General features: G+C 65.6%; 12 protein-coding genes. All 12 read right to left on the reverse strand.

Annotation, left to right across the window (positions count from 1 at the left end):
• Window positions 1-3 precede the first annotated feature (3 nt).
• The 12 genes from EPB08_RS15595 to EPB08_RS15650 all read right to left on the reverse strand — a co-directional run bounded on the left by EPB08_RS15595 (window position 4) and on the right by EPB08_RS15650 (window position 12,634).
• Window positions 4-549: a COG4648 family protein gene (locus EPB08_RS15595; RefSeq protein WP_130620038.1), complete on the reverse strand. Its 546-nt coding sequence runs from the start codon at window positions 547-549 to the stop codon at window positions 4-6.
• Window positions 537-806: a phosphopantetheine-binding protein gene (locus EPB08_RS21295; RefSeq protein ID WP_130620039.1), complete on the reverse strand. Its 270-nt coding sequence runs from the start codon at window positions 804-806 to the stop codon at window positions 537-539. Before EPB08_RS21295 ends, EPB08_RS15595 begins: the two co-directional genes overlap by 13 nt.
• Complete coding sequence (locus EPB08_RS21165) at window positions 803-1,597, reverse strand: lysophospholipid acyltransferase family protein (RefSeq protein WP_229238369.1); 795 nt, start codon at window positions 1,595-1,597, stop codon at window positions 803-805. Before EPB08_RS21165 ends, EPB08_RS21295 begins: the two co-directional genes overlap by 4 nt.
• Entirely contained in the window at window positions 1,573-2,313 is a 741-nt protein-coding gene (locus EPB08_RS15610; protein WP_130620040.1) for a beta-ketoacyl synthase chain length factor, read from the reverse strand. The genes EPB08_RS21165 and EPB08_RS15610 overlap by 25 nt, the downstream gene beginning before the upstream one ends.
• The gene (locus EPB08_RS15615; RefSeq protein WP_130620041.1) at window positions 2,310-3,566 is read right to left on the reverse strand and encodes a beta-ketoacyl-[acyl-carrier-protein] synthase family protein; all 1,257 of its coding nucleotides are present in this window, start codon (window positions 3,564-3,566) and stop codon (window positions 2,310-2,312) included. The genes EPB08_RS15610 and EPB08_RS15615 overlap by 4 nt, the downstream gene beginning before the upstream one ends.
• Window positions 3,563-4,789 (reverse strand): beta-ketoacyl-ACP synthase, encoded by a 1,227-nt coding sequence (locus EPB08_RS15620; protein WP_130620042.1) that lies wholly within the window; start codon window positions 4,787-4,789, stop codon window positions 3,563-3,565. Before EPB08_RS15620 ends, EPB08_RS15615 begins: the two co-directional genes overlap by 4 nt.
• 31 nt (window positions 4,790-4,820) lie before the next feature.
• Window positions 4,821-7,118 (reverse strand): MMPL family transporter, encoded by a 2,298-nt coding sequence (locus EPB08_RS15625; RefSeq protein WP_229238370.1) that lies wholly within the window; start codon window positions 7,116-7,118, stop codon window positions 4,821-4,823.
• A gap of 59 nt (window positions 7,119-7,177) precedes the next feature.
• Window positions 7,178-7,786 (reverse strand): LolA family protein, encoded by a 609-nt coding sequence (locus EPB08_RS15630; RefSeq protein WP_130620043.1) that lies wholly within the window; start codon window positions 7,784-7,786, stop codon window positions 7,178-7,180.
• Window positions 7,774-8,559 carry a glycosyltransferase family 2 protein gene (locus tag EPB08_RS15635; protein ID WP_130620104.1) on the reverse strand — a complete coding sequence of 262 codons (786 nt, stop codon included), beginning with the start codon at window positions 8,557-8,559 and terminating at the stop codon, window positions 7,774-7,776. Before EPB08_RS15635 ends, EPB08_RS15630 begins: the two co-directional genes overlap by 13 nt.
• Window positions 8,560-8,578: 19 nt before the next feature.
• Window positions 8,579-8,848 carry an acyl carrier protein gene (locus tag EPB08_RS15640; protein ID WP_205746366.1) on the reverse strand — a complete coding sequence of 90 codons (270 nt, stop codon included), beginning with the start codon at window positions 8,846-8,848 and terminating at the stop codon, window positions 8,579-8,581.
• A gap of 388 nt (window positions 8,849-9,236) precedes the next feature.
• Window positions 9,237-10,340 (reverse strand): Glu/Leu/Phe/Val dehydrogenase dimerization domain-containing protein, encoded by a 1,104-nt coding sequence (locus EPB08_RS15645; RefSeq protein WP_130620044.1) that lies wholly within the window; start codon window positions 10,338-10,340, stop codon window positions 9,237-9,239.
• Between the two features lie 332 nt (window positions 10,341-10,672).
• On the reverse strand, window positions 10,673-12,634 hold the full coding sequence (locus EPB08_RS15650; protein ID WP_130620045.1) for a glycoside hydrolase family 127 protein: 1,962 nt from the start codon (window positions 12,632-12,634) through the stop codon (window positions 10,673-10,675).
• Window positions 12,635-12,707 lie beyond the last annotated feature (73 nt).

Raw genomic sequence — 12,707 nt, forward strand, 5'->3', positions numbered from 1 at the left:
CGCTCACGCCGTCGCCCGCAGGCGCTGGCGGAGCAGCCATTCGCCGCCGAACAAGGTGCCCATGATGAAGTAGACGATGAGGCCGTTGTAGAGCGTCCACCAACTCAATGGCGCCCACAGCGTGAGCACGGCCGATGTGAACACGTTGAACACGAAGAAGCCGACCCACACCCAGGTCACCGTTCGTGTGTAGGGAATGGCGGCGTCCGGCAGATCGGGTTCGCGCAGGCGCGCGATACGTTCGACGATCGGTGGTCCGAAGTGCAGGCTGAAGGCGAACACGAACAGCAGCAACAGGCTGATCAGCGATGGATACCAGCGCAGCAGCATGGCCTCGCCACTGAAGGCGAGCATGACGCAATAAGCCAGTGCAGCGCCCACCATCCATCGGCCGCCCGGTTGCTTCAGCAGCCCCGGTGCGCGGATCAGCCACACCGCGCCGAGAATCAGCGCGAACACCGGCGTGTCGACATGTTCCATGCCGAAGTACACCAGGAAGGGGTACAGCAGCCCGACGACCGGCAGCAGGATGGATATCAGCTTGCGCATGCGGCCCGCTGTGCTTCGACAAACGAGGCCAGGCTCGCCACGTTGGCGAAATGCTGGCGCGCATCGCGCGAGTCGGAGGCAATCTGGATGTCGAAGCGCTTCTGCAGCGCCAGCGCGAGTTCCAGGGCGTCGATCGAATCCAGTCCCAGTCCTTCACCGAACAATGGCATGTTGGGCGTGATGTCGCTGACCTCGATGTCCTCAAGGCTGAGCGTGTCGATGATCAGTTGGGCGATATCTCTTTGAAGGTCGTTCACGGCGATGCGAGCTCTTTGAGGTAGAGGGTGTGCAGATGCTGGTTGAGCCGGCGCGATGCAATTGGCAGCGGCGTATCGGCGTTGAAGGCGGCCGGATCGATGTCCGTACCCACGCGCAGGCACACGTGGAAGCGGCGATGCGGAATGCTGTACCAGGGCTCCGCCTTGGTCAGCGTGGTCGGCTCGACCGAGATGAAGACCGGGGTGATCGTCTGTGCGCCGCGCAGCGCGATGGCCGCGGCACCCCGGTGAAACACGGGAGCCTGTCCCGGCGTCGTGCGCGTGCCTTCGGGGAACACGATCAGCGTCTGGCCTTCGCGCAAGACGTCGGCGGCATGCTCGAGGGTTTCCGTGCTGCCATCGTTGGCGATGTATTCGGCCCGGCTGATCGGACCGCGCATGCACGGATTTCGCCACAGGCTCTGCTTCACCACGCAGTTGGCATCGCGAATCTGCGAGACCAGGAACACCACATCGATCAACGAGGGATGGTTGGCGATGACCATCTGACCCGGCTGACCAAGGCGCTCGGCGCCGATCACTTCGAAGGTGAGTACGCCCGTGCGGTACATGAACTGCACGTGCAGGTGAAACGCCCGACTGATGGCAGCGCGCATGCGGCGACGACGTGTCAGGCGGGAGCCCGGCAGCAGCCACAGCAACGGGAACACCAGAATGTACAAGAGCACGCCGCCCACGCCGAACAGCGCAAAGCTCATGGCCGTGGCGAGCAGGCGCCACAGGTAGAAATGGTCGCGACGCAGGCTCAAGGGTTCCGCTGCCAGATCCATTGACGTGTCTTCCATGTGTGCATGAGGGAGGCGGCTGGCCTGTGCAACGCACGCACGAAGTCGAGCGCGAACGGCCAGTCGGTGTGGTCTGCTTGCGTGGTGCGGCCACTGAGTTGCAGTTGCCAGTGCGACGCGGCTCCGGCATCGGGGCGCGAGGCGCCCACGCGCAAAGCCACTGCGTAGGTGAACGGCACATCGTCGATCCAGTCGGCGTAGGCCTCGGGTGGGCGCTCTTCCGTCATCACCACGATCACGGCGGGTGCACCCTGGTCGATGAGCGTGGCCGCTTCGAGCATGGCGTGCTCGAAGGTGTCGGCCTCTCCGGCGATCGCGGTGGATTCGCCACGCTGGCCGCGCAGAATCGACCACTGCCCGGCGATCGCGTTATGCACTGAAAGTCCGAACTGCGTGGGTGACAACGGCTGGCGATCGGCAACGTCGCCAAGGATGGCGTACGTGCGCGTGGTCTCGCCGTGGCGTGAAGCGAATACCAGTGGCAGCTGTTCGTCGTCGCCGCACAGCGGCCATGCGACATGCAGCGCGATGCGTGCCATGCGGCTCAGGCGGCGACGTTGCATCGCGGGCAGGAAACTGCAGTCCGGTTGCTCGCCCTGCTCGGCGGGCGCCCACGGCGCATTGGCCCAGGCCTGCCATGCTTCGGCACTTTCCAGGCCCGGCGCCCAGGCGCGCCAGTCGGCGATGCGCAGGTCGATCATGCGTGGTCTCCCGTCATCCGACGAAACATCAGGGAGGCGCAGCTGCCGCCGAAGCCGAAGCTGTTGGACAGCGCGCAGTCGATCTGGCGTTTGGTCGTCGAGGTCAGCAGCGGCGTTGCCTCGAACATCGCATCGGGGCTGACGATGTCGGTGCCCGCCGCGAAGCCGTGCTGCATCATCAGCAGGCAGGCAATGGCGTCGAGTGCTCCCGCTGCTGCCGGTGCGTGTCCGATCAGTCCCTTGATCGATGAAAGCGCTGGTGCGTCGGTGCCGCGCTCGCGAAAGACCGTCTCGATCGCTTCCCACTCGGCCAGGTCGCCGAGCGGAGTGGAGCAGGCATGGGTGTTGATGTAGTCGGGCAGCGTGCCGCCTTCATCGAGCGCCTGGCGCATTGCATCGGCGATGCCGGCGGGACCTGGGCCCACCATGCTCGTCGCGTCGGTGCTGGCGCCGTAGCCGCACACTTCAGCAAGTATGGTCGCGCCACGTGCGCGGGCATGTTCGAGTGATTCGAGTACCAGCACGCCAGCGCCGGCGGCGAGCACGATGCCATCGCGTTCTGCGTCATACGGGCGCGATGCCCGTTCCGGTTGCGCATTGCTGTTGACCGACAGCGCGCCCATTGCGTCGAACCACAGCGCGGTCGTGTCGTGCAGTTCCTCGCTACCGCCGCAAATGACCTTCTGCAGCTTGCCTAGCTGGATCAGCTCCAGGGCCTGGCCGATCGCATGCGCGCCGCTGGTGCACGCGGAGGTGATCACCATGCTGCGACCGCCGACGCCGAAGGCATGAGCGAGGCCCGCCGATACCGAGCTGCTCATGCCACGCGTGACGATGTACGGTGACAGCCGCGCAATGCCACGCGAGGCGAAGCTCTCTAGCGCCGCCTGATGCTCACTCAGCGCCGCACCGCCGCCGATGACCAGGCCACAAGTGGGCGAAGCCAACTGGCCCGGCGTGAGTCCGGACTGGGCAATCGCCTCGCGCGCGGCCTGCCATGCATACCAGGCGGTTACGGGCAGGAAGCGGCGCAGCTTGCGTGGCGGCTCTTCCAGCAAACGCTGCTCGACGGCACCGCCGACCTGGCAACGCATGCCCAGCGCTTCCAGCTGCGGCAGGTGGCGTACACCACTGCGGCCGCTGCGAAGCGCACCGAGCAGGGGCTCGGTGCCGACCCCCACGCACGACACTGCACCCATGCCGGTCACGACGACCCGGGGCAGCGAAGCGCGAGGCGCGGCGACGGCGTTCATGCGTCAATGGCCTTGAAGATCAGCGAGGTATTGATGCCGCCGAAGGCGAAGTTGTTGTTCATCACGTAGCGCGCGTCGATGCGGCGGCCTTCGCCGACGATGTAGTCGAGCGGCGCGCACTCGGGATCGGGGTTCTCGAGGTTGAGCGTGGGGGCGAACCAGCCCTCTCGCATCATCTCGACCGTCCACCACGATTCCAGTGCGCCACAGGCTCCCAGCGTGTGGCCCACGTAACCCTTCATCGAGCTGATCGGCGTGGCGGTGCCCAGCACCGAAGCGGTGGCATGGCTTTCCGCCACGTCGCCGCGATCGGTGGCGGTGCCGTGTGCGCTGATGTAGTCGATCGCAGCGGGTTCGAGGCCGGCGTCGTCGAGTGCCATGCGCATCGCGACGGCCATCGTCTCGCGGGTGGGCTGGGTGATGTGGCTGCCGTCGGAGTTGCAGCCAAAGCCCACTACCTCGGCGTACATGCGTGCACCGCGTGCGCGGGCATGTTCGTATTCCTCCAGCACCAGCGTGGTCGCGCCTTCTCCGACCACCAGGCCGTCGCGTGCACGGTCGAACGGGCGCGGAGTCAGTGCCGGCTCATCGTTGCGCGTACTGGTGGCGAACAAGGTATCGAACACCGCGGCTCCCGGGCCGGAGAGCTCCTCCGCACCGCCGCACAGCATCAGGGCCTGCTTGCCCTGCTGGATCGCCTCGTAGCCGAAGCCAATCGCCTGGCTGCCAGATGTGCACGCACTGGACGTAGGGATGATGCGCCCCTTCAGGCCGAAGAACACGCCGACGTTCACCGCCGTGGTGTGCGCCATCATCTGGATGTAGCTGGTGGCGGTGACACCCTGCATCGAGCCGGTGTCGAGCATGTGGCCCATCACGCGGACAGGCTCCACGCTGCCGCCCGAGGAGCCGTAGGCGACGCCCATGCGTCCATCGCTCACCGATGCGTCACCAAGCAGGCCTGCATCGGCCAATGCACGCTCGCTGGCGGCCACGGCCAGTTGCGCCACGCGGCCCATCGAGCGCAAGTGGCGCCGAGGCCACGGCGGTGTCGCGAAGTCGTCGACGGGACAGCCAAGCCGTCCGTTCAGTGCATCGAAGTAGTCCCATTCGGGCATGCGTCGCACTGCGTTGCGGTATTGCCGCAGGCGCGCGGCGATGCTGGCCCAGTCGTGACCCAGCGGAGTGATGCCGCCGATGCCAGTGATGACGACGCGCTTCATCGGTGCGCGCCCTGCGAGAGGAAGGTGTCGTTCATGGTGATGGCTCGGAAGCGGGCAGACTGGCCGGCGCCAGCAGCGCGGTGATGCCAATGCCCAGCAACAGGGTGATACCGAAATGCTGCAGCGCTGGCATGGTGCTCAGGCCCAGCAGTCCGAAGGAAAGCAGCGCGGTAACGGCTGAAAGCAGCACGCTCGCATAGCTGGCACCTGGGAGGTGCCCGGTGTGCGGTTCGCCCTCCCGCATGAATACGGCGTAGTTGGCGCCCACGCCCAGCACCAGCATCAGCGCCATCCAGTGGAACAGCGTAAGCGGTTGGCCGGCATAGCCGAGGGCGGCCACGGCAAGTCCGATACCGAGCAGCGGCGGTGCAAGCACGCGTGGCGCGGCGCGTCCGTAGCGCCAGGTGAAGACCGCGCCGACGAGCGCGAGTGCAGCCAACAGCCACAGGCTGGCGTACTGGCGGTAGCGCCCGAACAACGCCGACACGCTGGCCGGTTTGTCGACGAGGCTTACGTCCTGCAAGCCGTCGGCGGCCGCGCGCAGCACGGCGACATCGTCCTGGCCTTGCGGCAGCACGAGCGAGGCATAGCTATGGTCGCCCTGATTCATCCATAGGTAACGAAAGGGAATGGATAAGGGCATCGACAGCCACGCGTCGATCTTGAGCACGTCGCCAGGCCATCCCGCAAGGTAGGCGTTAGCCACGGACGCCTTGATGCCCGCCTGCACCAGGGTTGCTTCCATCGATGCACCCGATGCGAACCAGGGGGCCAGGGCGGCCTGGTTGGCGCGTTGCCGTTGTGCCGACGGCACCATCCCGGCCACCCCCGTCCAACCACCGAGTTGTCGCTGGTCCACCAGCGACTGCAGTCGCTGCTCGAGTGCTTCCTCCCGCTGCAGGGTCAGCTCGGGGGTGGTGCCGGTGACCAGATAGAACTGGCTGCCGTTGCCGAGACCGGTGATCGCGCGGATACGTGCCTCCTGCTGCGCCAGCGCAGCGGGCGGAGCGATCAGCAGATGGATGTCATCGTCATGGCCCACGCGCCACCAGCCAGGAGCCGCTATGGCCAGCAGCAATGCCAGCACCGCCAGGCCAAGGCGTCCGTGCGCCAGCCGCATCACATGCTGTTGCCAGCCGCGTGCGAGCTTCACAAGCTGGGGCGACAGCGACCTGCGCGCGGGTGCTGCGGAGAGCACGGGCAACAGCCAGAAAACGCTGAGGCAGGACACCGTCATGCCCACCATGGCAAAGCAAGCCATCTGGCGCAGGGCTGGGAAGGGCACCAGGCCAAGCAGCGCATAGCCCAGCAGCGAAGTGCCCAGCGCCAGCAGCAGCGCCGGGCGAACCTGCTGCACGCCTCGCTGCGGTTGCCACGTCGCCCCCGCATTGGCGCGCGCACACAGGTACTGGATCGAATAGTCCACCGCTTCGCCAAGCAGGGCCGCGCCGAACACCAGGGTAAGCAGGTGGATCTGGCCGAACAGCAGCAGGGTTGCCACCAGCGCGCTGACGATACCCACCGCCGTGGACAGGAAAGCCACCAGCAATGGCCGTGGCGAGCGGAAGGTCCACAGCAGCAGCAGTGCGATGCCCAGCGTCGAGGTCAGGCCCACCACGTGCATGTCGCGCTCGGCGCCGGCACGCGCGGCGGCCGCGTAGAACACCGCGCCTGTCCGCAGCAGCTGCGAGCCGGGATGATCGCGACTTGCCTCGTGCCACGCGCGGTCGAGCGCACCGAGGGCGTCGCGTTGCACGCCATCGTCATACGAGGAGCCGCGCAGCGACGCGATCACCATCACATAGGTGAGACCGTCCTGGTGGGCGGTGAGCAGATCGTCCTCCGGCACCAGCGGTGAACGGCTCCACGGTTGCTGGTCCAGCCAGTGCTGCAGCCAGCCGAACGGATCGTCCTGCAAGCGGGTGCCGATGCCGGCGATGAACGGTTCGTTGAGGCGCCGGGCCAGTGCCTGGGCGGGATCATAGGCCGGCTGTGTCAGCGCGGTGCGGTCGGCGGCGCTGAGCAAGCTGAAGCGATAGGGCAGGTAAGGTGCAACGAACTGGTCGAGATCGAAGGGCGGCAGTTCCGCGGTTACCGCGTCGAACGCGTGCTCGCGGGATAATGCCTTGCCCAGTTCGCGAGCGGATGCCTTCGCCGCGTCGTCATCGGCGTTGGCGACCACCAGCACCATGCGATCGCCATTGGCGTGCGCCAGTCGGTCCACCGCGGCCTCGGCAAGCGGGTGGCGCTCGGTGGCGGGCAACATCGCGAGCAGGTCGGTCTGGATGGGCACGGAGTGGTTGCCGAACAGCAGCCAGAGTCCCAACACGACCGTACTCAGGGCAAAGACCCCGAACAGTCCTGCTCGAAGATGCAGGCCACGCATGCTCATGGCACGCCGAGGGCACGTGCTTCGAGTGCGCTCAAGGTGCCGGCATCGCGCGTACCGCTGAAACGGATCTGCGTGCGCTCGCCGCCTTGCATCTCTACGTCGATGCCTTGCAAGAACTCGTTGCCGCTCAGCTCGATGGCACTGAGCACGCGAGCCATGCGCTGCTGTCGCGGCGTGAAGCGCAGGCTCCACTGGGAGGTGCTGCCGCGCGCTTCCACATCGAACTGCCGCAGCGCCTCTTCCGGCTGGCCTGCCAGCATGGACTGCAGCATTTGCGATACCTGGGCCACCCCGCGATCACCGTTGCGAACTACCTGCAAATGCCCATGGTCGTCGATGCGGGCAGTGCGCGTGCCGGTCAGCGCCAGCGTCTCGCGATAGGGCTGGGTGACCTGCCACAACATGCCATTGCCACTGACGAACAGCAGCTGTCCCTGGCTCAGCTGCGGCTGGGCCAGCGCCGGATTCTCACGGCTCTGCGTGAAGTCCGCGCGCACGCGTGGATGGGCGGCCAGCTCGGCGAGCACCTGCCGGAGCAGGTCGGTCTCCTGCGCGTGCAGGCCGGAGGCAAGCACGGAGAGCACGGCGACGATCAGCCAGCGCATGCGACCTTCCTGCGGCGAAGTCGGCGCCACAGCAGGCGCGGCGCGCGCGGCAACATGCCGATCAGCAGGCGCGTGTGCATCGCCGAGATGCGCACGTTGTCGCCCCACATGCGGAAATGGGAGAGGCCATTCTCCGGATAGATCACTCGTGTGGGTAGATTGCGCACGGGCACGCCGCGCCACACCATCCGCACCGCGGCCTCGGTATCGAAGTCCATGCGCGCGGGAAACGGCTTGCGCGCCAGTTCGGCACAGGTCGGCGCCAGTGGGTACAGGCGAAAGCCACACATGGAGTCATGGATCTCCATCGACAGCGTCTCGATCCATACGAAGAAGTGAGTGATGTAGCGACCATAGAGGCGACCGCGTGGCACGCTGTCGTCATAGATCGGGCGACCGCAAACCATCGCGTGCGGATGGGTGGCAGCTTCGGCGAGGAAGCGCGGCACGTCGTTGATATCGTGCTGGCCGTCGGCGTCGATCTGCAGCGCATGGGTGTACCCAAGCTCTCGCGCCGCCAACATACCCGCGCTGAGCGCGCGGCCCTTGCCCTGGTTGTGTGGCAGGCGCAGCAGTTGTACCTGCGATTGTTCGTGCGCGATGGCATCGAGCACGGCGCGCGTCGCATCGTTGCTGCCATCATCCACGATCACCACCGGCAGGCCATGCGCGCGCAAGCCATCCACGGTGCGGGCGATCGTGTCCTTGTGGTTGTAGATCGGGATCAGCGCGCAAGGCGCGAAGACGCCGCTCTCCCTCGTGGCGCTCGGCATCATGCCGGTGGCCGCCGCGTCAGCGGAGGAGCAGCGTCTGTACGGTCGCGACCACGTCGCCTACCGTGCGCACGCTTTTGAAGTCTTCAGGCTTGATGCGCATCCCGGTCATGTCCTGCACCTGGATGGCGAGGTCGACGGCATCAATGCTGTCCAGTTCGAGGTCGGTGAACAGGTGCGCGTCGGGCTTGACCCGCGTCGGCTCGATCTCGAAGGTCTCGTGCAGCATGTCCTTCAGGCGGGAGAGGATGTCCTCGTCGCTGATGCCGCTGGCCAAGATGGTGCTCATAAATCCCTGATCCTGCTCGTTGCACAGGTCGTTGCGAATCGCATGTTCTTGCGATACAAGGACCTTGGAACTTACCGTGGCCAGTCCACTGTGCGTAAAGGCACAGGAACTCACGCCGGCTGCACGCCGCGAGGCCGTGGCTGGAGCGTTCCCTTGATTGTGATGCGCCGGCAAAGCCGGCCCCCTTGGTGCCACCAATTGCTTTTGTAGGCAATGCCTTACAGTGGGCAAAAGGTGAGGGTCGCAGTGTAACAGAAGCCCCCGTCGGCAACGAGCCGACTTTTCGGTACGTAGGGAGGCACCGTGGCTTATTGCGGAAAAAGCGAAGCCGCCAGCCAAGGCCAGCGGCTTCGTCGTACCCGATGGGCGGGGCGCCCGTGGGAAGCGCTTACTGGCCGCGCATGCGACCGGCGAAGCGCGGGCCGTTGTTGCCCATGGTCGGCAGCTTGATCTTGCCGATGGCCTCGATACGCTCCTCGGCCAGACGGTCGGCTGCCTTGTAGGTCGGCACGCCTTCGGTCTTGGAGATTTCGAAGATGCGGCCCAGGTTGTAGTAGATGGTGCGCATCATGCGCATCGCACGCTCGCGGTTGTAGCCGTCGATTTCCAGCGAGACGTTCATCACGCCGCCGGCGTTGACGGCATAGTCCGGGGCATACAGCACGCCGCGACGGGTCAGCTCGTCACCGATGGCGTCGGTGGCCAGCTGGTTGTTGGCGGCGCCGCAGATGATCTTCGCCTTGATGCGGTCGATGGTCTGCTCGTTGACCGTGCCACCCAGCGCGCACGGCGAGTACACGTCGGCGTCGACGTCGTAGATCTCGTCCAGGCCCACGGCTTCGCAGCCCAGCTCGTCGACGCAGCGCTGCACGGCATCCTTGTTGATGTCGGTGACGAACACCTTGGCGCCCTGCTCGCGCAGCAGCTTGATGAACTCGCTGCCCACGTGGCCGCAACCCTGCACGGCGTAGCTGTACTTGCCCACGTCTTCGTTGCCGTGCTTGAACTGCAGCGCGGCCATCAGGCCCTGCAGCGTGCCGAACGCGGTGAACGGCGACGGGTCGCCCGAACCACCATGCACCTGGTGCACGCCGGTCACGTATTCGGTTTCACGGAACACGTATTCCATGTCGTTGACGTCGATGCCGACGTCTTCAGCCGTGATGTAACGGCCGTTGAGCGAGTTGACGAAGCGGCCGAACGCGCGGAACAGCGCCTCGGACTTGTCCTTGCTCGGATCGCCAATGATCACCGCCTTGCCACCGCCCAGGTTCAGGCCGGCCACGGCGTTCTTGTAGGTCATGCCGCGCGACAGGCGAAGCACGTCGTTCACCGCGTCCTGCTCGCTCTTGTACGGCCACATGCGCAGGCCGCCGAGTGCCGGACCCAGCACCGTGTTGTGGATCGCGATGATGGCCTTCAGGCCGGCATCCTTGTTGTGGCAGAAGACGACTTCTTCGTGACCCGTCTTGGCGATGGTTTCGAAAATCATTGGAACGCAAACTCCACGATTGGCGGTGCCGGGGGATGGCGCCGCAGGAATGGAGGCGGGGTTCGATCCAGTGCGGCCCCGCCGGGGTACTAACAAAAGCCTTAAAGTCAAAACCCCGACCAGTGGTCGGGGCGATGAATTTAGTTCGCTAGTTTAGTACGTCCCCGGCGGAACGGTTGCTGCGACGCCGCAAGTCGCTGGCGTACGGGGAAAAATTCCCATCGGCACCGCCGGCCCGGCGATGCCGGGGGCGTTACCCCCGGTCGGGTATAGCGGTCAGCGGGGTCGCAGGTTGCTACGCCAACCTGGCTACGTGTCGGCGATTGGCCGACTCAGCTGCTGCCAGTCGGGTCGGATTCGTTCTGCCAGTAGACGGCGTAACGCTCCCCGTGCACCTGGTTGAGCGGCACGACCGCAAGCTTGCCGTCGTGCGTCTGCGCTTCGAAACGCAGTTCCTTCGCGGACTGCACGCGCAACCAGGACATCTCCTCCGGCTTGTCCATCACCACGCGCGGTGACGGCCAGGGCTTGGGCTCCGGCTTGGGGGCCGCGTCATAGCCGCAATACTGCATGTCGTGGGTCAGGCCCTTGTCGCCCAGTCGCGCGGCGAGCACCAGCGGACCGTACAGCGCGGCGTGCAGGCCATCGTCGCCGGGCAGGGCCTCGTGGGTGAGGCGCATGGGCAGGTCCATCTCGATGCGATCGCCATCGCGCCACTCGCGCTTGATCGTCAGGTAGCTGCCCGGCGAGGCAAATACATCCAACGCTGTACCGTTGAGGCGCACGCGTGCGCCCGGTGCTATCCAGGATGGCACGCGGAGATTCAGTGCGAACGTGGATGGCGCGGCCAGGGACAGCTGGAACCGCGTCAACGGCTCGCGGGGGAACGCGGTTTCCTGGCGGAAGCGCAGCTTCTGCTCGGGCCAGTTGAGTTCGGACGGGATGAACAGGTTGACGTAGAGATCGTTGCCTTCGCGGAAATAGATGCTGTCGTTGAAACGGGCAAACTCTTCCGCGCCGCTGCCCGTGCAGCACCAGAAGGAATCGGTAGGCGTGTTGTAGAACTTCGCCGCACCGGGCTGCAGCGGGTAGTAGTACAGCTTCATGCCGTCGCCGTCCTGGGTACCCAGGCGCGCGTTGTAGAGCGTGCGCTCGTAGTAGTCGAACGCGCGAGGGTCGCCATTCCACGCATATATGTGGCGCGTCAGCTTCATCAGGTTGTACGCCACGCAGCACTCGGCGCTGTACAGGCCCAGCTGGTCCTTGAGATCGCCGGGTGCGGTTTTCCAGAACTCGTCGTTACTCGAGCCGCCGGTGGCGTAGTTGCGGTTGCGAGTGACGGTTTCCCAGAAGAATTCGGCGATGTGCCGGTAGCGCGGCTCACCGGTAAGTTCGTAGCGCCGCGCCGCGCCGATCACCTTGGGGATCTGCGTGTTGCTGTGCAGGCCTTGCAGTTCATCGCGATGGGCGGCGAGCGGGTCGAACAGCGAAACCTGGTCGAAGCGGTGCGCGGCCCCCTGGTAGCGATCGTTGCCGGTGATCGCATACAGCTCGAGCATGGCGTCGTTCATCCCGCCGTACTCGGTCTTCAGAATGTGTGCCATCTCCGCGTCGGAAAAACCGTTGAGCCAGCGTACCGTCCAGTTGCCGATGCCGATGGCGACCTGCAGCGCCTGCTTGTTGCCGGTGTGCACGTACATGTCGAGCATGCCGGCAAGGATCTTGTGGATGGTGTAGAACGGCGCCCACACTTTCTGGCCGCTGCTCAGCCGGTCGAAGAAACTCTCCGGGAACGCACTCAGGTAACCATTCGGTTGCTGGCAGGCGGCGAGTGCCGCCACCAGTTCGTCGCCGCGCTGCTTGAGCGTGGTATCGCCCACCGTGGCGTAGGCCAGCGCAGCAGCGGAAAGATAGTGGCCGCCGCTGAAGTGCCCGCGCAGCTCGCAGTCGGGCTTCTCCCATCCACCCAGCGGTTTCGCGCTGGAATGGATTCCCGCCTGCACGCGAAAGCTATGCGCCAGTCGATCCACCGGCAGGCTGTGCAGGTAGTTCTGGTTGATGGCCGCCGCACGGGAGAAGTCGCTATCCAGGAGGCGGACCTGGCCAAGCCCAAAGGGCTGCATGCGATACACGGGCTGCTCGCGTATGGCGTTGGCCGCCGCCGCATCGGCCGGCGTGAGCGTATCGGCGACGTCGGGTGCCAGGCTGAATGCACGAGGCACCACCGCCAGTGATGCCAGCGCTGCGCCGGCCTGCTTGAGAAATCGCCTGCGATGTTCACGATCGTCTTGCATGACTTTCCCCGTGCCATGGCTGGTCATCGCGGATGGATGACTTTGTTGGAGCGTTGCTTGCGTACGATTCCAT

It is taken from the genome of Dyella amyloliquefaciens (genome assembly GCF_004296575.1).
Taxonomy (GTDB): Bacteria; Pseudomonadota; Gammaproteobacteria; order Xanthomonadales; family Rhodanobacteraceae; genus Dyella; species Dyella amyloliquefaciens.